24 protein-coding genes and 1 tRNA gene are annotated in these 26864 nt (G+C 65.9%); 12 read left to right on the forward strand and 13 right to left on the reverse strand.

Going from position 1 to position 26864, the window contains the following annotated elements; genetic code table 11:
• Positions 1–319 precede the first annotated feature (319 nt).
• The gene (locus tag NU1_RS00005) at positions 320–2053 is read right to left on the reverse strand and encodes an Hsp70 family protein (protein WP_157551899.1); all 1734 of its coding nucleotides are present in this window, start codon (positions 2051–2053) and stop codon (positions 320–322) included.
• A gap of 370 nt (positions 2054–2423) precedes the next feature.
• Between NU1_RS00005 and NU1_RS00010 the strand changes: the two genes are divergently transcribed.
• Positions 2424–2960 (forward strand): YdcF family protein, encoded by a 537-nt coding sequence (locus NU1_RS00010; RefSeq protein ID WP_245719881.1) that lies wholly within the window; start codon positions 2424–2426, stop codon positions 2958–2960.
• A 41-nt stretch (positions 2961–3001) separates the two neighbouring features.
• On the opposite strand, the gene dcd is transcribed toward NU1_RS00010, so the two are convergent.
• Positions 3002–3580 carry a dCTP deaminase gene (gene dcd / locus NU1_RS00015; protein WP_067515997.1) on the reverse strand — a complete coding sequence of 193 codons (579 nt, stop codon included), beginning with the start codon at positions 3578–3580 and terminating at the stop codon, positions 3002–3004.
• Between the two features lie 45 nt (positions 3581–3625).
• Positions 3626–5416: an aa3-type cytochrome oxidase subunit I gene (gene ctaD / locus NU1_RS00020; protein ID WP_084520833.1), complete on the reverse strand. Its 1791-nt coding sequence runs from the start codon at positions 5414–5416 to the stop codon at positions 3626–3628.
• 270 nt (positions 5417–5686) lie between these two features.
• Between ctaD and NU1_RS00025 the strand changes: the two genes are divergently transcribed.
• From NU1_RS00025 to NU1_RS00030, 3 genes are all read left to right on the forward strand, one after another.
• A tRNA-Gly gene (locus tag NU1_RS00025) sits at positions 5687–5757 on the forward strand.
• A 192-nt stretch (positions 5758–5949) separates the two neighbouring features.
• Positions 5950–6477, forward strand: coding sequence for an excalibur calcium-binding domain-containing protein (locus tag NU1_RS44095; protein WP_371859741.1), 528 nt, complete (start codon positions 5950–5952; stop codon positions 6475–6477).
• Between the two features lie 79 nt (positions 6478–6556).
• Complete coding sequence (locus NU1_RS00030) at positions 6557–6856, forward strand: DUF1905 domain-containing protein (RefSeq protein ID WP_067515999.1); 300 nt, start codon at positions 6557–6559, stop codon at positions 6854–6856.
• A gap of 12 nt (positions 6857–6868) precedes the next feature.
• On the opposite strand, the gene NU1_RS00035 is transcribed toward NU1_RS00030, so the two are convergent.
• The 3 genes from NU1_RS00035 to NU1_RS00045 are packed head-to-tail and all read right to left on the reverse strand — an operon-like array spanning position 6869 to position 7748.
• Positions 6869–7198 (reverse strand): hypothetical protein, encoded by a 330-nt coding sequence (locus tag NU1_RS00035; protein WP_067516001.1) that lies wholly within the window; start codon positions 7196–7198, stop codon positions 6869–6871.
• Positions 7199–7240: 42 nt separating this feature from the next.
• On the reverse strand, positions 7241–7537 hold the full coding sequence (locus NU1_RS00040; protein ID WP_067516005.1) for a hypothetical protein: 297 nt from the start codon (positions 7535–7537) through the stop codon (positions 7241–7243).
• Complete coding sequence (locus tag NU1_RS00045; protein WP_067516007.1) at positions 7524–7748, reverse strand: hypothetical protein; 225 nt, start codon at positions 7746–7748, stop codon at positions 7524–7526. Before NU1_RS00045 ends, NU1_RS00040 begins: the two co-directional genes overlap by 14 nt.
• Before the next feature lie 240 nt (positions 7749–7988).
• On the opposite strand from NU1_RS00045, the gene NU1_RS00050 reads away from it, so the two are divergent.
• From NU1_RS00050 to NU1_RS00065, 4 genes are all read left to right on the forward strand, one after another.
• Positions 7989–8765, forward strand: a complete 777-nt coding sequence (locus NU1_RS00050) for an alpha/beta fold hydrolase (RefSeq protein WP_067516009.1) — start codon at positions 7989–7991, stop codon at positions 8763–8765.
• A 13-nt stretch (positions 8766–8778) separates the two neighbouring features.
• The gene (locus NU1_RS00055; RefSeq protein ID WP_067516011.1) at positions 8779–9537 is read left to right on the forward strand and encodes a crotonase/enoyl-CoA hydratase family protein; all 759 of its coding nucleotides are present in this window, start codon (positions 8779–8781) and stop codon (positions 9535–9537) included.
• A gap of 153 nt (positions 9538–9690) precedes the next feature.
• Positions 9691–10800: a glycoside hydrolase family 183 protein gene (locus NU1_RS00060; protein WP_067516013.1), complete on the forward strand. Its 1110-nt coding sequence runs from the start codon at positions 9691–9693 to the stop codon at positions 10798–10800.
• Between the two features lie 91 nt (positions 10801–10891).
• Complete coding sequence (locus NU1_RS00065) at positions 10892–11641, forward strand: class I SAM-dependent methyltransferase (protein WP_067516015.1); 750 nt, start codon at positions 10892–10894, stop codon at positions 11639–11641.
• A gap of 275 nt (positions 11642–11916) precedes the next feature.
• Here the strand turns inward: NU1_RS00065 and NU1_RS00070 are convergent, their stop codons facing one another.
• Complete coding sequence (locus NU1_RS00070) at positions 11917–12531, reverse strand: dihydrofolate reductase family protein (RefSeq protein ID WP_067516017.1); 615 nt, start codon at positions 12529–12531, stop codon at positions 11917–11919.
• A 195-nt stretch (positions 12532–12726) separates the two neighbouring features.
• Positions 12727–13335 carry an alpha/beta hydrolase family protein gene (locus NU1_RS00080; protein WP_067516021.1) on the reverse strand — a complete coding sequence of 203 codons (609 nt, stop codon included), beginning with the start codon at positions 13333–13335 and terminating at the stop codon, positions 12727–12729.
• A 345-nt stretch (positions 13336–13680) separates the two neighbouring features.
• Between NU1_RS00080 and NU1_RS00085 the strand changes: the two genes are divergently transcribed.
• Positions 13681–15507, forward strand: coding sequence for an acyl-CoA dehydrogenase (locus NU1_RS00085; RefSeq protein ID WP_067516023.1), 1827 nt, complete (start codon positions 13681–13683; stop codon positions 15505–15507).
• A 594-nt stretch (positions 15508–16101) separates the two neighbouring features.
• Here the strand turns inward: NU1_RS00085 and NU1_RS00090 are convergent.
• Positions 16102–17724, reverse strand: a complete 1623-nt coding sequence (locus NU1_RS00090; RefSeq protein WP_245719882.1) for a VanW family protein — start codon at positions 17722–17724, stop codon at positions 16102–16104.
• 543 nt (positions 17725–18267) lie between these two features.
• Here NU1_RS00090 and gnd point away from each other — a divergent pair.
• On the forward strand, positions 18268–19296 hold the full coding sequence (gene gnd, locus NU1_RS00095; protein ID WP_067516027.1) for a phosphogluconate dehydrogenase (NAD(+)-dependent, decarboxylating): 1029 nt from the start codon (positions 18268–18270) through the stop codon (positions 19294–19296).
• Positions 19297–19373: 77 nt separating this feature from the next.
• On the opposite strand, the gene NU1_RS00100 is transcribed toward gnd, so the two are convergent.
• Both NU1_RS00100 and NU1_RS00105 read right to left on the reverse strand, forming a co-directional pair.
• Positions 19374–20699, reverse strand: coding sequence for a lipase family protein (locus tag NU1_RS00100; protein ID WP_067516028.1), 1326 nt, complete (start codon positions 20697–20699; stop codon positions 19374–19376).
• 1 nt (position 20700) lies between these two features.
• Positions 20701–21960: a hypothetical protein gene (locus tag NU1_RS00105; protein ID WP_157551900.1), complete on the reverse strand. Its 1260-nt coding sequence runs from the start codon at positions 21958–21960 to the stop codon at positions 20701–20703.
• A gap of 392 nt (positions 21961–22352) precedes the next feature.
• Here NU1_RS00105 and NU1_RS00110 point away from each other — a divergent pair, with 392 nt between their 5' ends.
• Positions 22353–23519, forward strand: a complete 1167-nt coding sequence (locus tag NU1_RS00110) for a glycoside hydrolase family 3 N-terminal domain-containing protein (protein WP_067516029.1) — start codon at positions 22353–22355, stop codon at positions 23517–23519.
• Positions 23520–23653: 134 nt separating this feature from the next.
• Positions 23654–24250 (forward strand): TetR/AcrR family transcriptional regulator, encoded by a 597-nt coding sequence (locus NU1_RS00115; protein ID WP_067516030.1) that lies wholly within the window; start codon positions 23654–23656, stop codon positions 24248–24250.
• Between the two features lie 223 nt (positions 24251–24473).
• Here NU1_RS00115 and NU1_RS00120 read toward each other — a convergent pair whose 3' ends face one another.
• Together NU1_RS00120 and NU1_RS00125 are read right to left on the reverse strand one after the other, a co-directional pair.
• Positions 24474–25340, reverse strand: coding sequence for a MaoC family dehydratase (locus NU1_RS00120; protein ID WP_084520838.1), 867 nt, complete (start codon positions 25338–25340; stop codon positions 24474–24476).
• Complete coding sequence (locus NU1_RS00125) at positions 25340–26698, reverse strand: 3-oxoacyl-ACP reductase (protein WP_067516033.1); 1359 nt, start codon at positions 26696–26698, stop codon at positions 25340–25342. Before NU1_RS00125 ends, NU1_RS00120 begins: the two co-directional genes overlap by 1 nt.
• Positions 26699–26864 lie beyond the last annotated feature (166 nt).

Consider the following 26864-nt stretch of genomic DNA (forward strand, 5'->3'; position numbering starts at 1 on the left):
GCGCTCGGCTCTAGTCATCGGCGGCATGCTCAGCCCTCGTCATTCCGGCGCGCTCGGCTCTAGTCATCGGCGGCATGCTCGGCCCTCGTCATCCCGGCGCGCTCGGCCCTCGTCATCGCGGCACGCTCGGCCCCTCGTCATCTCGACATGCTCGGCCCCTCGTCATCCCGACATGCTTTTGGCCGGGATCCATCCACCTCTGATCAGGTCGTGGATTCCGGCCAAAAGCGCGCCGGAATGACGGGGGCTTCGTGACGGGAGGCGGTGCCGCGCGGCATGTGGCTCGGCGGAGGGCTCGATGCCGGTGTGCCGAAACCGATCAGGGTGCGGGCGCTGGGAACAGCGGCGGGATGGTGGGCACGATGATCGGCGGCAGGCCCGGGACGAGGGTGATGGTATTCGCGCCGGGCGGGGGTGGCTCATCCGTTGTGGTGGTCGGGACATAGCGCGGGGGCGGTGTCGCGATCGACTCGTTGGTCGCCTCGGTGGTCGGCGGTGCGGCGGTGGTGGTCGACGGGCGGGCCGAGGTGGTTTCGACGGTGCTGCTCGAATCGCGACTCTGGGAATCGTGTTCCAGGACCTGCGGACGCCAGCCGAGGGTTACCCCGATGGCGGCCACGACCACGAGCGCACCGACCGCCACACCCGCGACGCTGATTTCGCGGCGACGCCGGAACTTCTCGCCCACCTCGGAGCCGGACAGCCAGGACTGCGCCGACTGTTTGCGCGGCGACCGCTGCGGTTGCGGAGGTGGTTCACTGTGGACCGGCGGCACGGGTGGTGCGGACCGGCGGTGCTGTACCGGCCGAGCCAGCATGGTCGCGCCGCGCACCACCACGGTGTCCGGGCCCTCGGCGACCACTACCGGCACTCCGAGCCAGCGGCGCAATACCCGTGCCACCAAAGGGATCTGCGCGCAGCCACCGATAACGGCGACCGCCTGAACGGGCTGCTCGGAACGCAGGATCACATCGCGGGTCATCCGGGCGGAGGACTCCACGGCCAGCATGATCAGCGCTTCGAAATTCTCCTGCGACAGCAGCACCAAACCCTCGGGCGAGGGCAATGCGACCGCGGTACTGGTCGACAACTGCTCCTTGGCATGGCGGCACAGCTCATCCATGGCGGCCAGTCCGGCCGGATCCGGCGGATGCGCGATCCGGCCCGAGGCGATCTGCTGTTCACGAATCAGGGAATCGAGGTAATCGCCGCTGATATCGCTGATGCGTTCGGTGTGCTGGATCTGGCGACTGGCGGTGTCGACCACCGTGATGGATAAGCCGGACGCACCGAGGTCATAGAGCGCGACGGTGCCGAAACCCTGGATATCACCGGAGTACTCCAGGAACTCCAGCGCCGCCACCACATCCGGGATGAGCTCGTAATTGGTGACCTGGCGGCGAGCCAGTTCGGCGCGAATCGCGCGGGCATGCTGTTCGTCGCGGTAGGCAATGGCAGTGGCGGTGGTGTGCGGATCAGCGGCGAGGACCGCGCTGATCGCATCCGCGACGAGTTCCTCGACCCGATGGTCGCCGACCGGAATGGCCTGGACCTCGAAGGCGTCGGATGCACCGGCGTGAAAACCGCTCGGGCCGCTGCCCTGCGGGAACCCGCCGGGTCCCTGCGGGAATCCGTCGGGCCCACCGCGAGCAGTCGTGTCACGCGAAAACACTTCGGTCGCACCGGGTGCGAAGGCGTCGGCCCCTGCGGGCGGGAACGCACCGGGTACCGCGTGCGGGAGCACCACGGTCGCGTCCTGCGAGAACGCGTCGGGCGAACCGTTCGGGTACGCGCCGCTCCCGCTGTACGCAAACCCTTGGGACGCACCATGCCCGAAGGCTTCGACCGCACTGTGTGGGAAGACCTGGGTCGCGCCGTACTGGAACGAGTCGCCGCCATCATGCGGGAAGGTTTGGGGTGCACCGGATCCGACGGGGCCGGATGAGTTGTATGCGAAGGTTTCGGTCGGACCGTGTTCGGCGGAATTCCCGGCGAGTGGACGTGCGACGCGAATCGCGCCCGCCCCCACCGAAACTCCCAGTACCGAACTCATCTGCAGCCCATCTCGTTTCCACATTCCCGATGTGCGGGCGAGGTACCGCCGCCTGCGGATGGCCGGCGTCGCTTCGCACTTGCGGTGTGGTCACTGTACCTGTCGGTGCCACCCTACGGGTTGCCGAGTCTCTCGTACACCCGCCCGGACACACCGGATTCGGCGCAATCGCGACAGCCGCCGGGGTGACCATCGGCAGCCTGTCGGGCACCGTCGCGCCAGGCCGTATCCCGCTGTCCGAGCGCGCTATCCGAGCGGGGTCGGGCCAGCTATCGCGGGCAGCCCCTTACTTCCGCCCCCGATCCACGCGGCGCACCCCCCGGCCGCACGCTAAACCCGCAGGCCACCGGCTATCACTAGCATCGGCGACGTGCGCATCCCCCGTCGTGCCCGACTAGCCACCATGCTGCTGTGCGCCACAGCGGTGTTCATCGGCGCGCTGTGGCCGGTCTATGTCCGCCCGCAGACAGATACCCCCGTCCGCGTGGACGCCATTCTGGTACTCGGCGGCGCGCACGACGGCCGCGAGGAACTCGGCCTGGGACTCGCTCGCGCAGGGTTTGCGCGAAGAGTGCTGATCTCCGATCCGTACGAGCACAGCGAACTCGTGAACCGGATCTGCCACGGCGGCTACAGCTTCGAAGTGGAGTGCTTCGACCCTGACCCGCGCACCACCCTCGGCGAGGCCCGCTATCTGGCCGAACGCGCCCGAGCCGAAGGCTGGCGCAGCGTCATCGTCGTATCCTTCACGCCGCATATCTCACGCGCCCGCTACATTTTCGAAAAGTGCTGGGACGGTGAAGTATTCATGCTCGACGCGCGACCGCGTATCGGCCCGATGCGGTGGGTCTACCAGTACGCCTACCAGACCGTCGGATACGCGAAGGCCTTCTTCGAGGACTGCTGACGCCGCCCGCCAGGGGGCATCGGTCGCTGCGGGCCGGTAGGTCAGCTGCCGTTCGTGCTCTGGAAGTTCAGGTAGGCGCGCGACGGTGTGGGCCCGCGCTGACCCTGGTACTTGGAACCGGCGGCCGCGCTGCCGTAGGGGTTCTCTGCCGGGCTGCTGAGCCGGAAGAGGCAGAGCTGACCGATCTTCATACCGGGCCACAGCGTGATCGGGAGGTTCGCCACATTCGACAGTTCGAGGGTGATATGGCCGTTGAAACCCGGGTCGATGAATCCCGCGGTGGAGTGAGTGAGCAGGCCGAGGCGGCCGAGGCTGGACTTGCCTTCCAGGCGACCGGCCAGATCATCGGGCAGGCTGCACACCTCGAGGGTGGAGCCGAGCACGAATTCACCCGGATGCAGGACGAACGGTTCACCCGCGACCGGTTCGACCAGCGTGGTCAGCTCGTCCTGACGCTGCGCCGGATCGATATGGGTGTAGCGAGTGTTGTTGAAGACCCGGAAGAAACCATCGAGCCGCACGTCGATACTCGACGGCTGGACGAGGTTCTCGTCGAACGGGTCGACCCCGAGACGCCCAGCGGCGATCTCCTTGCGGATGTCGCGATCGGAAAGCAGCACGCGCAAGAGCGTAGTTGCCGCCGGTCCCGCGATTGCGCCCACCCGTCAGTGCTCGGTGGGTCCGCTCTTCCCAGGCTCCTCGCGCGGCGTCTCGGCCGCGTGCTTCGGCGCCTTCGCGATGTCGACGACATGTGGATCTCGCCTACCGAAACCCACATGGGCTTCGCTGCGCATGCGCTCGGCCATGTGCGGGTAATGCAGTTCGAACGCCGGACGCTCCGAGCGGACGCGCGGTAGTTCGTAGAAGTTGTGCCGCGGCGGCGGGCACGAGGTAGCCCATTCCAGGGAATTGCCGTACCCCCACGGATCGTCCACGGTCACCACTTCGCCGTAGCGGTAGGACTTGAAGATATTCCACACGAACGTCACCATCGACGCGCCCAGCACGAACGACCCGATGGTCGAGATGGTGTTCAGCGCGGTGAATCCGTCCGCCGGCAGATAGTCGGCGAAGCGACGCGGCATGCCCTCATTGCCCAACCAGTGCTGCACCAGGAAGGTGAGGTGGAATCCGATGAAGGTGCTCCAGAAGTGCAGTTTGCCGAGCCGCTCGTCGAGCAGCCGTCCCGTCATCTTGGGGAACCAGAAGTAGATACCCGCGAAGGTGGCGAACACGATGGTGCCGAACAGCACGTAGTGGAAGTGCGCGACCACGAAATACGAGTCGGTGACGTGGAAGTCCAGCGGCGGGCTGGCCAGAATGACGCCCGACAGTCCGCCGAACAGGAAGGTCACCAGGAACCCGACCGACCACAGCATCGGCGTTTCGAAGGTGAGCTGACCGCGCCACATGGTGCCGATCCAGTTGAAGAACTTCACGCCGGTCGGCACGGCGATCAGGAAGGTCATGGCCGAGAAGAACGGCAGGAGTACCGCACCCGTCGCGTACATGTGATGCGCCCACACCGCCACCGAGAGCGCCCCGATGGCGAGCGTCGCGTAGACCAGGGTGGTGTAGCCGAACAGCGGTTTCCGACTGAAGACTGGGAAGATCTCGGTCACGATGCCGAAGAACGGCAGCGCGACGATATACACCTCGGGATGTCCGAAGAACCAGAACAGGTGCTGCCAGAGCAGCGCGCCGCCATTCGCCGGATCGTAGATGTTCCCGCCCAGGTGCCGATCGACCGCCAGGGCCATCAGCGCGGCGGTGAGGATCGGAAACGCAAGCAGGATAAGGACGCTCGTCACCAGGATGTTCCAGGTGAAGATCGGCATCCGCCACATCGTCATCCCGGGGCACCGCAGGCACACCACGGTGGTGATCATATTGACGCCGCCCAGGATGGTGCCCAGACCCGATATCGCCAACCCCATAATCCACAGGTCGGCGCCCACACCCGGCGAATGCACGGCCGCGGAGAGCGGCGTATAGGCGGTCCACCCGAAGTCGGCCGCACCGCCCGGGGTGACGAATCCGGCGGTGGCCATGGTGGCCCCGAACAGATACAACCAGTAGCTGAGCGCGTTCAACCGCGGGAACGCCACATCGGGCGCACCGATCTGCAAGGGCAGCACCGCATTGGCAAACCCGAAGAGAATGGGCGTCGCATAGAACAGCAGCATGATGGTGCCGTGCATGGTGAACAGCTGGTTGTACTGCTCCGGCGACAGGAATTGCAGTCCCGGCCGCGCCAGTTCACCGCGGATCAGCAAGGCCATGAGCCCGCCGATCAGGAAGAACGTCGTGGCGGTGACCAGATACATGATCCCGAGCACCTTGGGATCGGTGGTCGTGATCATCTTCCAGAGGTAGGAGCCCTTCGGCCCCATTCGGCGCGGATAAGGGCGCACAGCCTTCGGCTGCGTCACGTCACGCGCGGGCACTGCGGTCATACGCCCTCCTAGAGGAAGCGCCACACACACGCCAGCAAACGTTCAGCGCATCCCAAAGTTCCTGTGGTGGACGGGTTTTCGACCCAGCGCACAGTCTACGACCGCCTGTAGACGATCACCCCCGGTTCAGCGAAACCATCTTGATCATTTCGCCCGCCGCCACCCCCGCGCCCCGGTCGGTCCCCAACCGAACACACTGCGAACTTGCATCCGTCAGTACTGGTTCTGATAGAGTCGCGAACGCATATACATACCCCGTATGTACAGCATGCCGATGTAGTTCAATGGTAGAACTCCTGCTTCCCAAGCAGGTAGCGCGGGTTCGATTCCCGTCATCGGCTCTTCAGAATCCTCGCCCGTTCGCTCGGCACATCCCACGGCAGGGCGCATTCCCCGCGGTCTTCGGCGCCTTCGCGCCGGCACTCATCCCGTCGGCCTGGCGGGCAGTAACGCCCGGGCATCGGCCACCGATCCATCGGTCATTAGCTGGTTACTTATTTTCCACTAACGAAATCGACTACTCGGTCTGCTATTTGGGGTCTTCGCGACCCCTGGTTCTTGCTGCCATTCGACTTGCGCACTGCGCTCGAGGGAATAATGAATACTTCACGGAATCCGCATATTTCCAGAAATGCCGCGCTGATCGCCGCGGCGGCCTTCGGGATAATGGCTCTCGCGCTCCAAGCCTGCGATGTAACTCCCCCGGAACGGCACGGTCTCGCCACGACCACGGCTACGGCGACTACGACGACCTCCGGCCCCACCGTCACCACCCTCACCCCATCCGCTACCGCACCCGCCACGGCCCCGGCCCCGGTGCCCGCGCCACCCCGCGAACCCGTTGCGACCTCGATAGCGCCCCTGGCAGCCCAGGCACCGCCGGACATTCCCACCGAGCGCCCCGCACCGCGGCTGGAGCCCGAACCGACTCCCGCCCAGAGTTCCGCCTACTACTCGAACTGCGCCGCCGCCCGAGCGGCCGGGGCCGCATCCTGCACCGCGGCGAACCCGGCTACCGTTCCGGCCTCGACCGCGACAATGACGGAATCGCCTGCGAATAGCGACGATTGATGCTGCCGCCCGCCCGCTGGCGGCAGCATCGCGACAATTGGTGTCAGCGCCATCCGATACGTTCTCGAAATGCCGACTTCGGAATACACCTTCTCCGCCGAACTCTGGGAGCACCACGGCTCCACATCCTGGTATTTCATCAGCGTGCCGGAGGAGATCGCCGATGAGATCGAGGAGCTGCACGGCCGAAACGCGGGCGGTTTCGGCTCGGTGCGCGTCGACGTCGTCATCGGCGGAAGCCGCTGGGCGACTTCACTGTTCCCCGACAAGAAGCGCGGCACCTACCTGCTGCCGGTGAAGAAGGCGGTTCGCACGGCGGAGGGATTGACGGCCGGCGATACGGTGCGCCTCGACCTGGCCGTCCGCTGAGCCGTCAGCGCATTACTTGATGCATTCGGAGATGACGCGGTTGGTCGCCGTCATGGCCTTGTCCGAATCTTCCTTGGTCAAGCCGCGCCCTTCGGGGTCGGCTTCCCCCGGGGTGACGGTCACGTCCTTGTTGACCATCAGGCGCAGGCCGTCCTGCGACATGCCCTCCTCCATATAGATCTTCGCCGCGCAGTCGGCCAGGGCCTCGTCTCCGAGGCCTTCCTGCAACGCCTTCGCCAGTTCCGCCTGGGTGATGTCGGGGGCCTTGGTGTCGTCACCACCGCCACATGCGGTCAACAGCGGCAGCGCGACCAGCGCGGCGGCGATCAGGGAAATCCTCACGGGTACCTCGAATCTCACGGGTGAAATGCCGGGGGAACCTTCTCACAGATCCATAGCCGCGCGCAGCGCCGTATCGATTCGCTCCGCGATCTCGGTGTCCACCACGTCGATTCGCTCCGCCAACCAGTGGCGATAGATGCGCCCCAGATTCCCGGCATGGATCCAGCCGTGACCGGGAATGGTCACGGCGAGAATGTCCTGTGGGTCGGCCTCGAGAATCTCGGCGGCGATCAGCCACGGGCGCGGCGATTCATTGATGCCGTCACTGCTGATGAGGATGATGTTGCGTCGTCGGAAGGAGCCGTGCGGGTTGTAGACCCAGACTTCACCCTTGCGCACGCATAGCCTCCTCGGCGGCCTTCAATTCCGCTTCATCCGTCATTGCCAGTTCGACCGGATCCGGGGCCGGACCGCAGCCGGTACGCACCGCTTCACGTCGCGCCGCGCGGGAAATCCAGGCGGAGGGCGACATTCCGGCGCGAGCGGCGGCCTGCTCGGCATAGGACCAGGCTGCCGCATCCAGCGACAGGGTCACCTTACGAGTTGCCATACCTTTTATCGTACCGGGAAAACCCACTCTCGGGACTCTCATGGGCTTCGCCCCTGAAACCCCAAACCCGAGCCCAGCGCGGGGACTCCGGCTCCCATGACCGGCTCCGCCCCGAACTCAATGCGAGCCCCAGCACGGGGATTTGCGGCTCGCATAGGCCGAAAAGCTCAATTGGCGGTGCGTCAAGAGCGGTAGGGTCGGCTGCACAGCGATCAGTTCATCGGGAAGTGGCAGCAGGCAATGACGTTGAACCACCATCGGGTGGGCCAGGGGGAACCGCTGGTCCTTGTACACGGCGTCGGCAGTCGGTGGCAGGTGTGGGAACCGCTCTTCGACACCCTCGCTCAATCCTTCGAGGTGATCGCGGTTGATCTGCCCGGCTTCGGTGCGAGCCCGCCGCTGGCGCACACCACCGTCGCGAATCTGACGGATGCGCTCGCCGATTTCCTCACCGAGCAGGGCATCGAACGACCGCATCTGGCCGGAAACTCCATGGGCGGCTATATCGTCCTGGATCTCGCCGCCCGCGGGCTGGCCCGCAGCGTCACCGCGTTCTCCCCGATCGGGTTCTGGGACACCCCCGGCCGCATCTGGTGCCAACAGTCGCTCGCCCGCGCGGCCTCGCTCGCGGGCATCCTGCGTCCGGTGATGCCGACCGTGCTCGGCTCGGCGGCCGGCCGCACCGCATTCCTCTATCTGGTGTTCGGCAGGCCATGGGCCGTCGATACCGAGGTGGCCATGGATACCGCCAAGGGCGCGATCGAGGCGCCCGGATTCACCCCGGCACTGGCATCGTTCAGCAATGTCCGGCTCCCCGACCCGAAACCGCTGACCGACCTCCCGGTGACCATCGCCTGGGGCAATCGTGACATTCTGCTGACCTACGCCACGCAGAGCCGACGCGCCCGCGACTTCCTGCCCGGAGCCAGGCACGAGACGCTGCGCGGCAGCGGCCACACCCCCTTCTACGACGATCCGGCGGGATGTGCGCGGCTACTGCTCGACCAGTTGGACTGAGGGGAAAGACCGCATGAGCAACAACGTTTCGCTGACCTTCGAGGGCACCCGCGCCTACGTCGCCCTGGACCGGCCGGATAAGCACAACGGCCTCACCATCGACATGCTGAACGAGCTCGTGCGGGTCGCCGGGGAAATCAAGGACCGCAGCGATATTCGCGCCGTCATCCTGACCGGCAACGGCCCCAGCTTCTCCAGTGGCCTGGATGTCGCCAAGGCCATGAGCAATCCGCTGTCCATCGCGGCGAACTTCGTGCCACTGCCGTGGCGCGGCACCAATACCTTCCAGGAAGCCTGCTGGGCGTGGCGTCGCCTGCCGCAGCCGGTCATCGCCGTGGTGCACGGCCGCTGCTACGGCGGTGCGCTGCAACTCGCGCTGGCCGCGGACTTCCGGTTCGTCACTCCGGATTCCGAATTCTCGGTCATGGAGGCCAAACACGGCCTGATTCCGGATATGACCGGTGCGGCCACCCTGTCCCGGCTCGTCGGCATCGATCACGCGCTCCTGCTCACCATGACCGCCGACCCGGTGGATGCCGCCTATGCGCAGCGCATCGGCCTGGTCACTGAGGTGTGCGCGGATCCACGCGCGGAGGCCGAGAAGCTGGCCGACCGCATCGCGACCCGGTCCCCGCATGCGGTGGCCAGTGCCAAACGGCTCTTCGACCGGTCCTGGGAAGCATCGCTGCGCCGCACCTTCGCCATCGAGCGGGCAACACAGCTGCCGTTGATCCTCAGGCAGGCGTTCAACCGTGGTAAGAACGACAAGTAGGTCAATTCACAGCGAACAAACTGGTTTGTCGCCCCACCGCTCCCTGGTCCGCTGTTAGCATCTTCACACTTTGCCAGCGAGCTGAATCACTGTGCAGCCATTCGCAGCTAGCGTATGGCCCGCATCTGTTCGGCAAGAACCGGAGGACCCGCGTTGACGAAGACCGCTTCCCTGCTCATGTCCGCGATCGCAGGAACCACGGCCTTGATCCTCACGGCGACCACACCGGCCGCGGCCAACCCCAACGCCATCAATCCGATCCCGGTACTGAATGGCACCCACGGCCTACCCAACCTGCCCGGCCGCACCAAGGCCGTATTCCAGGTGACCGGTATGGCCAGCCCCAACAACACCCAGAGCTACAACGTGCTCGGCACCGACCTGGGGATCATGTGGGATAACGGGCACGGGGAAATGCTCACCGCCTTCGGTGACACCGCCGGGCTGGGCTTCCCCAACCTGCTGGTGGGCAGCACGTGGGCCTGGCGCTCCAACATTCTGGTGCGGTCGCGCAACCAGGACCCGTCCGGCGGCATCTATTTCGACAGTGTGGTGCGTGACTGGCTCGGGCAGGCCCGCGACCTCATTCCCAGCCCCAAGATTCCGTTCATCGAGATCAGCCGCATCCCCACCGCGGGCATCTCGGCGGCGGGCGCGCAGTACATGAGTCTGATGTCGGTGCACAGCTGGGACGAGCCCGGCGAGTGGACCACCAACTTCTCCGGACTCGCCGTCTCCGGCGACAATGGGGAGAACTGGGTGGAACTGCCCGGCACCCGGCGACCCGACGAGGGCGCCGACGGCAACTTCCAGATGAACGCCTTCCTCAAGAACGACGGCTTCATCTACGAGTACGGCACCGCCTCCGGGCGCAATAACCCCGCCTTCCTCGCCCGCGTACCCGAACCCGCCATCGGCGACCTCGGCGCGTACGAGTACTGGGCCGGGGACAAATGGGTGCGCGGTGATGTGAACGCCGCCGCGCCCGTCATCGGCGGCGGAGTATCCGAGATGTCGGTGATGTGGAACGACTACCTCGGACAATTCATCATGCTCACCACGGATCCGTGGAATTCGGTGGTGATGTATCGCTCGCCGAGTCCGGAGGGGCCGTGGAGCGCGCCCGAGGTGCTGATCGATACGCGCGAGCTGCCTACCGCGTACGCACCGTCGATCTTCCCGTACCAGACCGGCCGGGACCTGTACTTCCTGACGACCGTGCACAGCCAGTACAACGTGATCCTGATGAAGACCACGTTGTAAGCAGGCTGAATACGCAAACCCGACCCCGGCCGCGAACACGGAAGTGTTCGCGGCCGACTTGTCTCCGCGTAGACGCTCATACACTCGGGGCATGGATGCCGCTGCCTGGGACGAACGCTATGCCCGCACCGAACTGGTTTGGGGCGCGCCACCGAACAGCACCGTGGTCGAGCAGGTCTTCGGGCTGGAGCGGCGATTTCCGCTGGGGGCGTTCACGCCCGACGAACCACGGCCCGAATTTCCGCGCGTACTGGATCTCGGATGCGGTGAGGGGGCCAATGCCATGTGGCTGGCCACCCACGGCTGGCAGGTGGATGCGGTCGACTTCGCTCAGGTCGGTATCGACAAGGGGCGGACGGTGGCGTCGCGGCTGTCACGGTCGGTCCGCAATCGGATTCGGTGGTTCTGCGCGGATGTCACCGATCTGGACGCCGTCGAGCTGACCGGACCGTACGAACTGGTACTCATGGCCTTCCTGCACCTGCCCGCCGAGCAGCGGCGGGCGCTGCTGCTGCACGCCGTGGACATGCTCACCCCGGAGGGTGTGCTGGTGGTGCTCGGCAACGACACCGTCAATCTCACCGAAGGCTATGGCGGCGAACAGGATCCGGCACTGCTGTTCACACCCGGCGATATCGTCGACGAACTGGGCGCCGCCGGAGATCGGATTCGCGTGCGGATCGCGGACCGGGTGCACCGGCCGACCGAAGAGCGCGACGCTATCGACGCCCTGGTGGTCGCCACCAAACCCGCTCCGGCGGAGGCGGAAACGACTCCGGCGGAACTGGCGGGAGCCGCAGGCGAACTGAGCGGGCGGCCGGAGGTACCCCACGCTCCGTGACCGAACCAGCCCGCGATTCCGGCGCCTTCTCGGCCGGGAACCATACTGCGCGGCGCCCATCCGAGCGTGGATTCCGGCCAAAAGCATGCCGGAATGACGAGGGACAGTGCGCACAAGACTTCTGAACAGGCACTCAGTGGCGGCGCCGTCGGAATCGACCACAGCTCCGTCCGGATCGGCCGTGCCCCAGCTGAAATCCACCGACCTCAGCCGGAATCAACCACGCCCCAGTAGAAATCGGGCCGGTAGCGCGCGCCGGAGGGTCGGACTCAGGACTACTTGCCTTCTTGCGGCAGATGGCCCTTCGCGTCGTCGTAGCCGGCGTCGGCGGATGCGTCCGCCGAGGTGTAGACGAGGTGCATGACGCCGGACGAGAAGGTGTTCGCGGAGAGCAGGCGCAGCGGGATCGGGTCGCCCTCGTCGAACAGGCGGGCACCCTTGCGCACGGCGATCGGGTGGACGAACAGGTGCAGTTCGTCGAGCAGTCCGGTGGCGAGCAGCTGGCGGACAATGGACGGGGAGCCGCTCATGGCGATATCGGTCGCGCCGGACTCGGCCTTCAGCGCCGCCACGCCTTCGAGCAGATCGCCCTGGAGCTGCTCGGAGTTGCGCCAGTCGAAGGTCAGATTCTGGTGCGACACAACGATTTTGCGAGCGTCGCCCAACTGTTTGGCGAACACCGCGTCCTCACCGCCCGCCGCCTCACGCTCCGGCCAAGCACCGGCGAAGCCCTCGTAGGTGTCGCGGCCGAGCAGCAGGGTGTCGGCCGAACCCAGCTGAGCGCCGACCGCCGCGCCCATATCGTCGTCGAAGTAGGGGAAGTGCCAGTCCTGCGGATCCTCGATAACCCCATCGATCGAGATGAACAGTCCGGCGGTGATCTTACGCATCGAAATACTCCTTGGTCAGCAGCGTTTGGTGATCGGCCGACTGCGCGGGGCTGTGACGATTCCGCGCTGCCTTCGTCCCGATCTCGCATCCGCCGATGCGGTGCGAACATTCATTAGGACGGTGGGGCTGTTCGGAATTCATCGCCGCGTTCCGGATTCCGAGAGTGATCCAGCGCACACCCACCTACGGCGAACTCACCTGCGGACTCGGCTCCATTTCCGCAGCCACGGTGCGACGGTGTCGGCGATCTCGTCGAAACCCGATCGGTAGGAGTGGGCCTGCCCGGGGATGACACGCACCTCTGCCGCGTCGGCGGCGTCGGGGATGCCGAAGGGATCGCGGGCGCCGTTCACCACGACCACCTTGATCCGCCCGGTCGCGAGCAATTCGTCCCGCCGCGACTTCTCCGGCTTACCGGGCGGGTGCAGCGGAAATGACAGTGCGACGACACCGCGCGCACTGACCGCTTTCGCCGTCCGGCAGGCGACCCGCGCTCCATTACTGCGACCACCCTGAATGAGCGGTATATCGCCGAAGCGCTCCCGCAGGGCGGCGATGATCTCGATCCAGGCGGCGTCCTGGGTATCCGCATTACCGGGCGCGCGCCGACCCGCCATCCGGTACGGCTGTGTCACCAATGCGACCGCACCGCCGAGCCGCACCGCCCGATCCCCCACGGCGAGTAGGTCTTTCGCATCGGTCCCACCGCCGGATCCATGGGTGAGCACCAGCAGGAACTTCGGCTCCGAGTCCGGCCGATCGATCTCCACCTCGGCCGGTCCGGCCGCCGTATCGATACGCATGAAAGCACGGTATCCAGCGCTCTCGCGCCGACCGCGCACGCCACACCCACGACCTCACCTCTCGACCGGGGGCGCGGTGCGCGAACCGACCGGTCTACCAGGCCAGATCGCCCTCTAGCTGCGGCAATGGGATTCGCACGGGCGCAAGCGGTCTGCGACCGGCGAGCAACCCGCGTGCTTCTCATCACATTGGGTCGAGATGCTCTTGGCGGCAGCCCTACCCGTGGGTAACATGGCGCTTAAGTTACCCGCTAGTAGCCTGTCTTTACGCTGTCTAGTCGGAGCACCACGGGCGGGAACGGCGCAACCGAACCGCACCCATCTCAATGGAGAGTGAGTACGACCATGGGTCACTACAAGAGCAACGTTCGCGACCTGGAATTCAACCTCTTCGAGGTGCTGGGCCTGGGCAGCCTGCTGGACAGCGGTGCCTACGGTGACCTCGACACCGATACGGTGAAGGAAATGCTGGCCGAGGTTCGTCGCCTGGCCGAGGGCCCCCTCGCTGAATCCTTCGTCGACGGTGACCGCAACCCGCCGACCTTCGACCCCGAGACCCACACGGTCACGCTCCCCGAATCCTTCAAGAAGTCCTACCGCGCGCTCGAGGCGGGCGAATGGGCCAAGGTCGGCGTCCGTGAGGAGCTCGGCGGCCTCGGCGCGCCGAGCGCGGTCACCTGGGCGCTGGGCGAAATGATCCTGGGTGCGAACCCGCCCGCGCAGATGTACGCGGCGGGCGCCGGCTTCGCGCAGGTCTTCTACAACAACGGCACCGATGAGCAGAAGAAGTGGGCTGCCACCATCGCCGAGCGCAACTGGGGCGCCACCATGGTACTGACCGAGCCGGACGCCGGTTCCGATGTCGGCGCCGGTCGCACCAAGGCCGTGCAGCAGGAAGACGGCAGCTGGCACATCGAGGGCGTCAAGCGCTTCATCACCTCGGGTGACTCCGACGACCTGTTCGAGAACATCATGCACCTGGTGCTGGCTCGCCCCGAGGGCGCCGGGCCCGGCACCAAGGGTCTGTCGCTGTTCTACGTGCCGAAGCACCACTTCGACTTCGAGACCAACACCCTCGGTGAGCGCAACGGCGTCTTCGTGACGAACGTCGAGCACAAGATGGGCATCAAGGTTTCGGCCACCTGTGAGGTCACCTTCGGCGGCCACGGCGTGCCCGCCAAGGGCTGGCTGGTCGGCGAGGTCCACAACGGCATCGCGCAGATGTTCGACGTCATCGAGAACGCCCGAATGATGGTGGGCACCAAGGCCATCGCCACCCTGTCGACCGGTTACCTGAACGCGCTGGAGTACGCCAAGATCCGCGTGCAGGGTGCCGACCTGACCCAGATGACCGACAAGACCGCCCCGCGCGTCACCATCACCCACCACCCGGATGTGCGTCGCTCGCTGGCCATGCAGAAGGCGTACGCCGAGGGCCTGCGCGCCGTGTACCTGTACACCGCCGCGCACCAGGACGAGGACATCGCCCAGCTGGTGTCGGGCGCCGACAAGGATCTGGCCTTCCGCGTCAACGATCTGCTGCTGCCGATCGTCAAGGGTGTCGGTTCCGAGCGTGCCTACCAGTACCTGACCGATTCGCTGCAGACCTTCGGTGGCTCCGGCTTCCTGCAGGACTACCCGATCGAGCAGTACATTCGCGACGCCAAGATCGACTCGCTGTACGAGGGCACCACCGCCATCCAGGCGCAGGACTTCTTCTTCCGCAAGATCGCCCGCGATCGCGGTGTGGCGCTGGCCCATGTGGCCGGTCAGATCCAGAAGTTCATCGAGCGTGAGGGTGGCAACGGTCGCCTGAAGGCCGAGCGCAAGCTGCTCGCCACCGCGCTGGAGGACGTGCAGGGTATGGCCGCCACCCTGACCGGACACCTCATGGGTGCCCAGCAGGACCCCAAGGAGCTCTACAAGGTCGGCCTGGGTTCGGTGCGCTTCCTGATGGCCGTCGGCGACCTGGTCATCGGCTGGCTGCTGCTGCAGCAGGCCGAGGTCGCCATCTCCGCTCTCGACAACGGTTCGACCGAGCCCTTCTACACCGGCAAGATCGCCACCGCGCAGTTCTTCGCCCGGAATGTGCTCCCGGAGCTCACCTCCACCCGCACCATCCTGTCGAACCTCGACAACGACATCATGGAGCTGGACGAAGCGGCGTTCTGATCTGAACCTCTTCCATACCGGAAGACACACACTGCGGCCCGGCGATCCCGGGCCGCAGTGCTATGCGCGGGCAGAAGATCCACCGCCGCCCGGAACCGGAATGCACGCGCCCAGAGCGGATTCCCCGACACAAGGACCGAGAGCCCCAACGCCGCATGACGATTCGACGTCCGGCGCGTAACAACTCACACCGGATCTCCACAGCTGTCGATGAGTTATCCACCGACTGTGGATAACTCGGGTCCGAGCGGGTTACCCGCCGCCACGCAGCCCACAGAGCCGCCGCAAGTTCCGAACCAGCCTCCGGCTTCGAGCCCCCGGCTTCGAGGTCGGCCTTGGGATTCCAGGCCAACCCCGGAGCCACCGCGACTTCCGAAGCAGCCTCCGGGCTTCGGGCCGGGCCCCGGACCGGCCCGGCTCGAGGGCAGCCTGGGATTCCAGGCCCGTCTGTGGGTAACCTCGGGCCGAGCAGAGTCCGCCGCCTTGGGTTTGCGGGCTACCCAAGTGTCGGCGGCTCGGGCTACTCGTGTTCCACGGCCGCCTTTGGGGTTTCAGGGGCGAAGCCCCTGAGAGCCCCGAGAGTGGGAAAATCCCCTACTCGCACTTGACGACCGGGATGGGGTCGTATTTCACCGTTCGGGTGTGGCGGGAGATTTCCTTGCCGGTGCGGTAGTCCTTGATTACCCGGGTGTCAGAGGTGGTGAAACCGGGCGCGCCCTCGGTGGCGATGCATTCCTTGCCCTTGGGGAGGGTGATGGTCTCGGGCTCGGTTTCTTTGGTTCGGGTGCCCGGGATCGACTCCACCTCAACGGTTTTGGTGCTCCACAGTCGGACCGTGACGCTGGAGTCGTCGGCAGTGGCTTGGAGGTAGACACCGAAGGGGGTGTTGTTGCGGAACTGCAGGTCGATCGCGCCGTCGAAGACCGTGGCCTCGCGGGCGGCGGGGTAGCGGGAGATGTAGTAGCTGTGTTCGGTGTGCCCGGCGTCCTCCATACCCGCGAAGTAGGCGGCGTTGTAGAGGGTGGTGGCGAACTGGCTGATGCCGCCGCCGACCGCGGTGCTCGGGCGGCCCTTGTCGATGATTCCGGACTCGACGTACCCCTCCGCGGCCGTGCGGGGTCCGGTGAAGCCATTGAGCGAGAAGGTATCTCCGGGGCGCACGACGGCACCGTCCACCTTGCGCGCCACGGTGCGGATATTCACGCCGGACGGACCGCTGAAGCCGCTGGTGGTGAAGGAGCCGATCTCCTCGGTGACGCCGAACTTGCCGGCATCCTCGGTGGTCAGCTTGGGCTGTACGGGTTCGTAGATCACGGTGCCGGTGCGATCACCGGTCGCGGTCAACAGCGCCGGAAGGGCTTCGAGGGTCTTCTCCCAGGAGATCTTGTCACCGACCACCGCGGGCACCAGGGTGACGCGGCCGCCGGAGACGGTGAAGGACGCGTCCTTCGGCTCGACCTCGGTACTCTCCAATTGCGGTGCGAGAGCGGCGATCGCGGCATCGTTGTCATAGGAGACGGCCAATCCGCCACTGCCGTCGGGAGCGAACTTCAGCAGGCTCGCGATTTGCTCGGCATCCAGAGTTCCGTTGCCGCCCTTGCCTGTAAAGGTCACCGGCGTCCGCACCGCGGGCTCCGCGATGGTCGCCACCGCGGTATCGACCCCCTGTTCGGTCACCTGTGCGGGCGTTGCCACCACGGGCAGATCCAACGCGGTGCCGTCCGCCCAATGTTCCGTGAGTACCGTGCGGGCCTCCGGGGTATCCAGCACGCGACCGGGCACCGGGTACACCGGCACGGGTCTCGCCTCTTCGAATCCCACTGTGCCCTCGACGGGTTGGCGGTCGTAGGCGCTCAGGGCCTGTAGCTGCTTGTCCAGGGCCACGTCGTCGACGGCGGCGACAGGTTCGATCGGCCGGTCGGCGAACAGCGAGGTCAGCCGAGTGAACGGATTCAGCGGCTGACCGCCGATCCGATCCCAGGTGGCGCTCCAGTCCACGCCCAGACCCGCGACGCTCGGCACGAAATCGGCGCTCTGATCGCCGATCCGCACGGTGAGCGGCTGTGTCGCACGGCGATTCAGCTCGGTTTCGAGGGTGGCCTGCGCGGCATCGCGATCCATACCGCCGATATCGATACCCGCGACCTGCACGCCGCGCGGCACCAACCCTGAGGACAGCGACCAATCCACCGCATAGGCGATGCCGGCCGCGGCCATCAGCACACCCACGGCGATGCCGGCACGTCGCGCTGCCGGCGAGTTCGGGAATCGAAGCCCGGGCGTCGGCTCTGGTTCAGGGTGCTGCGCCCGGGTATGGCGACCGGTGCTGGATCCGCTGGTCACGAACCATCCTCCCGATGGTCTGAGAAAAGGGGCACCCGCACACGCGAGTTCACCGCACACCCTAATGGGAGACACCGACATACGACGATTCCCGTGCGCCAGCAAACCCTGTGCAACGGGTCACCCGCAAATCCCGAATGAAATGAAATGAAAGAGCCCCGTGCGGTTGCCGGGTCGGGGGTCTGGCAACAGCACGGAGCCACCCCGTCTATCGAGCCACGCCGGCGGGCGTTACACACCGATCCGGAGATCCCGGAAAAAGTTCTCGCCGACCGGAGGCGGACAATCGAGACGTAGCCGGCGTGAACCCGGGCCCGGGGCCGCTACCCGCGACACGCCGGAGCACAAGAGGCCACCATCGGGCACCTGCGGCGCAAGAGTCTCACACGGGCTTGCCGACGACTCGAGGAGATGAGAATGCAGCTGGGAATGATCGGGCTAGGCCGGATGGGCGCGAATATCGTGCGCCGCATCGCCGAGGACGGGCATACCGCCATCGGTTACGAACGTCACAGTCCACATATCGACGCGCTTGCTTCCGAACTCGGTGACAGGTTCGCCGGCACCACCGAACTCCCCAAGTTCGTGGCCATGCTCGACGCGCCCCGCGTCGTATGGGTCATGATTCCGGCCGGTGCCACCGGCGCGGTCATCGACGAACTCGCCGACCTGCTCGAACCCGGCGACATCATTATCGACGGCGGCAACAGCCGCTACCACGAGGACATCAAGCGCGCGAAGGCCCTGCGACCCAAGGGCATTCACTACATCGACATCGGCACCTCCGGCGGCGTGTTCGGCCGCACCCGCGGCTTCTGCCTGATGATCGGCGGCGAGGCCGAGCAGGTGAGCTATATCGAGCCGCTGCTGAAGTCCATCGCGCCCGGCGTCGAGGCGGCACCGCGCACTCCCGGCCGCACCGGTGAGCCGTCCACCTCTGAGCAGGGCTACCTGCACTGCGGTCCGGCCGGTGCCGGCCATTTCGTGAAGATGGTGCACAACGGCATCGAATACGGGGCGATGGCCGCCTACTCCGAGGGAATGAACATCCTGCACAAGGCCGATATCGGCAAACACCTCGACGCCGAGCACTCCGCCGAGGTGACCCCCCTGGAGAACCCCGAGTACTACCAGTTCGACATCGATATCCCCGAGGTCACCGAGGTTTGGCGCCGCGGCTCGGTAGTGGCGTCCTGGCTCCTCGACCTAACCGCCGCCGCCCTGTACGCCGACCCGAACCTCGATTCGTTCGGCGGCCGTGTCTCCGACTCCGGCGAAGGCCGCTGGACCCTCGACGCCGCCATCGACGAGGGTGTCCCCGCCCCGATCCTCTCGGCGGCCCTGTTCCAGCGCTTCTCCTCCCGCGGCGAATCCCTGTACGCCGACAAGGTCCTCTCGGCCATGCGCAAGGCCTTCGGCGGCCACCACGAGCTACCGAGCGAATAGCCGAGAGAAAGCCGTGGCTCCCGGCGGAAGACCGGGAGCCACGGCGCTGTCGAGATTCCTCACCGGAACGTCCGGCATCAGTCGAACTGGGCAGCCAGCCAGTCGATGGTCTGCATACCGAACAGATCCGTACCCCAGCCGTACAAATCGGTGAGCATCTTGACCATGCCGCAGTCGGTCGGCTGGTAGTCCACCTCGGTGCCCTGCGCACGATAGGTATCGGCCAACTCCCGGGCATCGCGCGCGGGCACCAGCGACATGAAGGAATCATCGGCGGCGCACGACGCGATCAGCACCTTCGACGTCGGCGCACCGGAACGACCGAGCAAGTTGTCATCGAACACATGCTGGAACGCCGGTTCGTCGGCAGGGCTGAGGCCGGAATTGAACAGCGAGTTCAGCGGCACGAACGGCATACCGAAATAGGCGGTCTGGCACTGGGTCCGGAAGATATTCGCGACCTCCCGACCCGCCGGGTTCAGCTTCGCGTCCAATTCCATCTCCGGGTACGCGGGTTCGAGCCCGAGCAGCGTCGCGAAGGCGAATCCGGAACCGACCGAGCCATCGGCGACCCGCATGAAATTGCGCTGATCGACGACCATGCCCTCCAGCACGGTCGATTTCACGTTCAGCTCGGGGGCATAGGTCGGCTGAAGTTCCGCCGAGAAGGCCGCCCCCACACCGCCGCCCGCAATACCGAACAGTGCCATCTGGGCCCGCGGATCCAGTCCGGCCGGTGCGTAGTCGAGGGCGGCACGGGCACCGTCCAATTGGGTGTGCGCGGCGAACTTACCCGCGAACACGGCGTGCGGACGGCGGTCGGCGTCATTGCCGACATCGGAGATCATCACCGCGTAGCCCTTGCCGAACATCAGTGCCAACGGTCCCAGCGCCGACCACGAGGCCCCGTCGAGCGGGTCGCCGCCGGTCCACTGGGTACTGGGGTGGCAGCCCCAGCCGACACTGTCATTGGCCTCCTGATAGGAGATCAGCTTCCGCTGCGAATTCGGTTGGCCGTCACGGGGAATCATGAGTATCCCGGTGCTGATGGCCGGGGTGGTGCCGTCGATGCCGGTTGAGACGTACATGAGTTTGTACGCGTCGAGATTCGCGGGCTTGAAGCCGGTGAACAGCACGTCCACCTGCTTGGCCTTGACCACCGTGCCCGGCTTCTCCGTACCGGTGAGCGGCGGCTCCTCATAGAAGGGGTCGTTGACGAGCAGGGCTTCGAAGGCCTCCTGCGGGGAGGCGACCGAACCACCCTGCAGGGTGCCGACGACGTACCCGTTGAAGATCTCGTCCAGGCCCGGTGTGCGAGGCGGAACTGGTTCGGCCCCAGCCGTTCCCGTGGCGATTACCGTCGAGGCCAGGGCCGCCAGCGCGACCCGTGTGAGTGTGCGCATGTCAGCCCTCCGCCGGAGTGATAGTGGTTTCTCGGGCAGCCGATTCCAGCAGTTGCGGCAGATTCAGTATCGGCCGGTGCGATTCGAGTTGGATCTCATAGGGGGTACGCATCACCGCTTCCAGTGCCGGCCAGTTGTTTTCGACCTGGAACTTGTATTTGGGCAGCAGTTCGGTGGTGATGTAGTCCCAGCGCGCGTCGAGGACGGACCAGTTCCAGTCCGGCAGCGGCAGGGTCAGCAGCATGGCGCGGCCGTCGGCTGCCGTGAAAGGGATTCGCACCGGCCGGAATTCGCGCGGCGGACGCACTCCCGCCACCGATGGCGAACCGGCCGCACCGCTGAGATAGGTAATGGCCTCGCCGACACTGCCCTTATAGGCGCGGGTCTCGTCCCACTGTCGCCCGATCACCCACTGCTGTTCACGCCGCAGCAGGGTGGCATTGCCGGTGGCGATCCGACCGCCGTCACCGGAGGCGATATCGCGCCACGCGCCCATGATGTCGTCACCGAACAACCCCGCGGCCTGGAATTCCGCCAATGCGGGCAGCCCACCGGTCACATAGGCGTCGTGCATCGGCATGAGATCCGAGAAGATGTTCTTCTGCATCACCAGGATCATCCCGATGATGTAGCGCAGATCCTCCGGTGTGATTCGCGGTCCGGCCTCGGCGAGGGCCAGCAGTCCGGTCGGCAGCATGGCCACCGCCTGCGGCCCCGCCGCCTGTTCCACCGTCCCCAGCACCGCGCGTGCGGACTCGGAGATTCCGGGCAGCCCGTAGATATTCCCGGCCAGTTCGAAGTCGATGAGTCCGCCGCCGAAGTCCGCGCCGACCTGCCCGCCCATTCCCGCCCACTGCAATTCGCGATGGTCGAGTTGCAGATCCTCGTAGTAGCGGTAGGAGCGGATCAGGTTGTCCCGGTTGGCCTGTACGCCCGCGCGCGGATCCCAGGCGCGCAGGTCGATTCCGGATTTGTCGGTGACATCGACCAGCCAGTACTGGAACAGCAGGGCGGCGTACCGGGGCGCGGGCACGCCGCGGGAGCGGGCCTCGTCGAGCAGGCGGCCCAATTCGGCCCGGTCGTACGGCAGGTCGGGATGGACACCGCCGGGTCCCTGCGCCGCATCCCGATTGACCAGAGGTAGATCCAGGTAGCGATCCACCTCGCTCGAGGCGACGGCCGGAGCCGTCGCGACGAGACCGATGCCGAACAGGGTCACCAAAGCCAGGCCCGTGCCGCGCAGCATTGCGCTGATTCGCATGGTGTTTCGGCCTTCCGCTGTGCGATCGAATTCGTCAGTACAGAGAGAGCTTGTTCGCCACCCGATTGCCATAGGCCGAGATGACCGGGTTATGAGTGACCCGGGACAGGGTACCTTTCGGCAATCCGCGGTGAAACACTAGGAGTTCCAGCGGTTATACGGACAATTGCCAGATTTCACCCATCTGCAGAGATCAGTTGCTAGATCATTGCCATTGCAAACAGAGGTGATGAAGCGCGTGTCGAAACCGCATGCTGCGCCCCGTGGCGGTGATCGAGGAATCGCCAATTCGCCGCTGGCACCGAACCTTCCGAGGCAGCACCGCCGGATAGCGCAATCGGACGACGGGTGTCGGGGTAGGCGGCGGTGCACGCTGCGGCTACCGTCGGGGCATGCGCATCTTCCCTGGGATCGTGCTCGCGATGACCGCGGTCGTTTTGACGGCCTGTTCCGGTGGTGGCGGGACATCGGCTGACAAAACGTCCACTACCACGGGTTCCACCGATCCGACCTCGGCCGTTACCACCACGCCGCAGCAACAGGATTGCGCCGCCGGGTATCTCGCGCAGTTCACCCAGCGGCAGAAGTTGGCGCAGTTGCTGACCGTGGGCGTTACGGGGGCGGCGGATGCCGAGAATGTGGTTCGGACCGAGCAGGTGGGTGGGATTTTCGTCGGGGGGTGGACCGATAAGGCGATGTTGGGACAGGGGCAGATCGACAGGGTGACGGCCGCGGCGCGGACACCGCTCATGGTGACGGTCGACGAAGAGGGCGGGCGGGTCTCACGGCTGAAGGATCTCATCGGTTACGCACCGTCGGCGCGCGAGATCGCGCAGGGGCAGACCATGACCGTGGACGAGTACTACCAGTTCAGCCTGGAGCGCGGGCAGAAGATGAAGGCGCTCGGGGTTACCGTAGATTTCGCACCTGATGTGGATGTCAGCAGCCAGCCCGATGATTCGGTGATCGGCGACCGTTCCTACTCCGACGATCCGGCGGTGGTCACCGAGTACGCGAGCGCGTTCGTTCGAGCCATGCAGGAGGCCGGCGTCGGCACCGTTCTGAAGCATTTCCCGGGGCACGGCTCCGGATCCGGCGATTCGCACACCGACGCGGTACGCACCCCGCCGCTGGAGCAGCTGCAGAACAGCGATCTGGTGCCGTATCGCGAACTCGTCGGCTCGGGCGCGGCAGTCATGATCGGACATTTGGATGTTCCAGGCCTCACCACCCCGGATGTGCCCGCCAGCATCAGCCCGGAGGTGATGACACTGCTGCGGCAGGGCACCGGCTACGGCGCGGCACCCTTCGACGGTGTGATCTTCACCGACGATCTGGGCGGAATGGCGGCCATTACCGCGCGCATGAATATCGCGGACGCGGTGGAAGCGGCCCTGGTCGCAGGGGCCGACAATGCCCTGTGGATTACCACCGATGCCGTGACCCAGGTCCTCGATCAGCTGGAGCAGGCGGTGGCCGGTGGCCGCCTGCCGGGTAGCCAGGTGGATGCCTCGGTACTTCGCATGGCAAAGTACAAGGGCGCCGCACCGCGCTGCTGAGTCCCGGCCAGCGGGATGTCGGACAGCCCGCGTTGGCACAAATGTGTACACCTGTGAGCGAATCACCGGCAATTTGTGCTCGCGGAACTTACCTTGGAGTAAGATAAGGGCTTCGACATGTCCTAGGAGAGTGGATGGCAGGCGGAACGAAACGGCTACCCAGGGCGGTTCGTGAGCAGCAGATGCTGGACGCCGCCGTAATCGTGTTCTCGCACAAGGGGTATCACGACACCTCCATGGACGCGATCGCCGCAGAGGCCAAGATCTCCAAGCCGATGCTGTACCTGTACTACGGCTCCAAGGACGAGTTGTTCCGCGCCTGCATCCATCGCGAGAGCATGCGGTTCATCGAGGCGGTCGGGGTCGCGGGCAACCCGAAGCTGACCCCGCACGAACAATTGCGCGCGGGCCTGGAGGCTTTTCTCTCCTACGTGGACAACAACCGCGGGTCCTGGCAGGTGCTCTTCCGGCAGGCGCTGAACCAGCAGCCGTTCGCACCGGATATCGCCAACAGCCGTGACACCATCATCAAGCTCACCGCCAAACTGCTGGAATCCAGTGCCAAATACGCCGAGCCGGGGACGAACTTCGAAATCGTCTCCGTCGCCGTAATCGGTGCGGGCGAGGCCATCGCCGACCGCGTCGCCAACGCGGAAATCGCGGTCAGTGAGGCCGTGGACCTACTCGACAACCTCGCCTGGCGCGGTCTCGCGGGCCGCAAGCCGGACTAGCGGGATACGAGCACCGTCCGTCATTCCGGCGTGTGGCGACCGCCACCGGCCGGAATGCGATGGCTGCCGAAAACCACAGAGCCGCACACCTATTCGCGGTCCCGGATGTCGATACCCCTGCGAGCCTACATACGGTCGTGAACTGGTGCGCGGCTCCGGTCCCCCGGTCTTGGGGTCGAGCTTCGCATCGGGCAATCGGGCGCGAACCCGGTTGCCCGATAACTCAACGCAGCGTAGCGGTCAGGTGCGGGTAACCCTTCTTCGGGTGGCGAAGTGCCAGATCCCAGCCATCGGCCACCTGGTCGGCATAGACGTTCACCGTGGAGGGCAGGAAGATCGGCTTCCCGAACTTCACGTCGTAGGTGGTCTGGGCGGGGACGCGACCCTCGATATTGCTGAGGATATTCGCAGCCGACCACATTCCGTGGGCAATCGGCTTCGGGAATCCGAAAGCCTTCGCGCCCAGGGCCGACGTGTGGATCGGATTGTGGTCACCCGACGCCGCGGCGTATCGGTTGATCATCTTCTGATCCACGCGGGTGGTGCGCATGGGCGGCGGCGGTACCTCGTCCGGCTTGGGCTCGGGCTTCGGCCCACCGGAGAGCGAGGTGCGCTGCTGGTGCAGGAAGGTGGTGACCTGACGCCACACCAGTTCGCGGCCGACGTTCACCTCGGTGATCGCATCCACGAGCAGGCCCTTCGGATGCTCACGCAGATTCTCGATATGGGTTTCGAAGTCCAGTGGCTCGGCCACCGAGATCTCGCGGGTGCGCTCGATGACATTCTGCGCGTGCACCGCACCCACCGCGACGAACGGGAAGTCGCGGGCCACCACCAGCTGCATCGCCAGCGGGAAGCTGAGGATGAACGGGTAGGTGAGCGGCAGCGAATCGTTGAAACGCAGCCCCGTCGCCCGGCAGTAGGCGGCCAGATGATCCGGATCCACCTGCAAACCCCGCAGTTCGACGACCCGGTCGGGCAGGGTCGACGGACGCGCCGAAAGGCCCGGCACCGGAAGGGCTCCGAGGGCGGCCTTGACGAAAAGGCTGCTGTTCTTCGGTGTTTCGGTGAGCGTAATGGTCTCGGTCATCATGCTCCGATCAGGCTCTGCCCGCACACGCGAACAATATTGCCGCTCACCGCATTCGAGGCCGGGGAGGCGAAGTAGGCGATGGTCTCGGCCACGTCGACGGTCTGGCCGCCCTGCAGCAGCGAGCTCATCAGGCGACCCGCCTCACGGGTGGGCAGCGGCACCGCGGCGGTCATGGCGGTTTCGATGAAGCCCGGCGCGACGGCATTGATGGTGATGCCCTTCTCCGCCAGCTTCGGAGCTTCCGCGTTCACCATGCCGATAACGCCGGCCTTGGAGGCGCCGTAGTTGGTCTGGCCACGGTTGCCGGCGATACCGGCGATGGAGGACACATCGATCACACGGCCGCCCTCCTTGAGCGCGCCCTTGGCGACGAGGCCCTCGGTAATGCGGTGCGGCGCTGCCAGGTTCACATTGATGACCGAGTTCCAGCGGCCCTCGTCCATATTGGCGAGCAGCTTGTCGCGGGTGATACCGGCATTGTGCACGACAATATCGATACCGCCGAAGCGCTCGGTGGCGAATTCGGCCAGCTTGTCGGCGGCGTCGGGAGCGGTGACGTCCAGCGCCAGCGCGGTCGCGCCGACCTTGTTGGCGGTCTCCGACAGCGCCTCACCGGCGGCCGGGATATCGGCGACGATCACGGTCGCGCCGTCCCGGGCGAATACCTCGGCGATGGTCGCGCCGATTCCGCGGGCGGCACCGGTGACCACGGCGACCTTGCCGGCGAGGGGCTTATCCCACGAGGCCGGGGCGGTGGAGTCGTCCTTGCCGACGCGGAACACCTGGCCGTCGACGAAGGCCGACTTGCCGGAGAGGATGAAGCGCAGGGTGGACTCCAGGCCGGTGGCGGCGGTCGCGGCCTCCGGGTGCAGGTAGACCAGGTTGGCGGTGGCGCCGCGCAGCAGCTCCTTGCCGATCGAGCGGGTGAAGCCCTCGAGGGCGCGCTGGGCGATCTGCTCGTCCACGGACGCGCTCAGCTCGGGGGTGGTGCCGATGACCAGCACGCGACCGCTGGGGGCGATGCTGCGCATGGCGGGCTGGAAGAACTCGAAGAGCTGTTCCAGATCTTCGATGGTGCGCAGGCCGGTGGCGTCGAAGACCAGTCCGCCGAACTTCACCCCCTGGGTGACGCCGTCCACGAAGGTGTAGTCCGACAGCAGGTTTCGCACGGTATCGGCGACGCGGCCCTTGCCGCCCACCAGGACCGGGCCGGGAAGGGCGGGCTCGCCCGCCTGGTAGCGACGCAGGGTCTCCGGCTGCGGCAGACCCAGCTTGCTGGCCAGGAACGCTCCCGGCGCGGAGTGGATGAACGTTCCGTACAGGTTGGGAGCGCCCTTGCTCTTGCTGGCAGCCACTATTCCTACCTTCTCTTCTCGTATGTGGTCGGTCCAACTCTCGGGACTCTCAGGGGCTTTCCCCGAACCCCCTGGAGGGCCCTTCGGAGCTTCGGCCCGGCGGGCCTGCGCCTTGATTGTCCGTCTCATGCCATCCTCCGCCCCGATGTGTGCGCTCAGGCCCGAA

This window comes from Nocardia uniformis NBRC 13702 (genome assembly GCF_001613345.1).
In the GTDB taxonomy this organism is placed as follows: domain Bacteria; phylum Actinomycetota; class Actinomycetes; order Mycobacteriales; family Mycobacteriaceae; genus Nocardia; species Nocardia uniformis.

Coding starts and splice junctions, on each gene's coding strand:
- NU1_RS00065 (WP_067516015.1), top strand. CDS start 10,892: ATGGATGCCGCTGCCTGGGACGAACGCTATGCCCGCACCGAACTGGTT.
- NU1_RS00005 (WP_157551899.1), bottom strand. CDS start 2,053: ATGAGTTCGGTACTGGGAGTTTCGGTGGGGGCGGGCGCGATTCGCGTC.
- NU1_RS00100 (WP_067516028.1), bottom strand. CDS start 20,699: ATGCGCACACTCACACGGGTCGCGCTGGCGGCCCTGGCCTCGACGGTA.
- NU1_RS00090 (WP_245719882.1), bottom strand. CDS start 17,724: ATGGCCGCGGCCGGCATCGCCTATGCGGTGGATTGGTCGCTGTCCTCA.
- NU1_RS00105 (WP_157551900.1), bottom strand. CDS start 21,960: ATGCGAATCAGCGCAATGCTGCGCGGCACGGGCCTGGCTTTGGTGACC.
- NU1_RS00055 (WP_067516011.1), top strand. CDS start 8,779: ATGAGCAACAACGTTTCGCTGACCTTCGAGGGCACCCGCGCCTACGTC.
- gnd (WP_067516027.1), top strand. CDS start 18,268: ATGCAGCTGGGAATGATCGGGCTAGGCCGGATGGGCGCGAATATCGTG.
- NU1_RS00080 (WP_067516021.1), bottom strand. CDS start 13,335: ATGCGTATCGATACGGCGGCCGGACCGGCCGAGGTGGAGATCGATCGG.
- NU1_RS00045 (WP_067516007.1), bottom strand. CDS start 7,748: ATGGCAACTCGTAAGGTGACCCTGTCGCTGGATGCGGCAGCCTGGTCC.
- ctaD (WP_084520833.1), bottom strand. CDS start 5,416: ATGACCGCAGTGCCCGCGCGTGACGTGACGCAGCCGAAGGCTGTGCGC.
- NU1_RS00030 (WP_067515999.1), top strand. CDS start 6,557: ATGCCGACTTCGGAATACACCTTCTCCGCCGAACTCTGGGAGCACCAC.
- NU1_RS00070 (WP_067516017.1), bottom strand. CDS start 12,531: ATGCGTAAGATCACCGCCGGACTGTTCATCTCGATCGATGGGGTTATC.
- NU1_RS00110 (WP_067516029.1), top strand. CDS start 22,353: ATGCGCATCTTCCCTGGGATCGTGCTCGCGATGACCGCGGTCGTTTTG.
- NU1_RS00085 (WP_067516023.1), top strand. CDS start 13,681: ATGGGTCACTACAAGAGCAACGTTCGCGACCTGGAATTCAACCTCTTC.
- NU1_RS00115 (WP_067516030.1), top strand. CDS start 23,654: ATGGCAGGCGGAACGAAACGGCTACCCAGGGCGGTTCGTGAGCAGCAG.
- NU1_RS00050 (WP_067516009.1), top strand. CDS start 7,989: ATGACGTTGAACCACCATCGGGTGGGCCAGGGGGAACCGCTGGTCCTT.
- NU1_RS00120 (WP_084520838.1), bottom strand. CDS start 25,340: ATGACCGAGACCATTACGCTCACCGAAACACCGAAGAACAGCAGCCTT.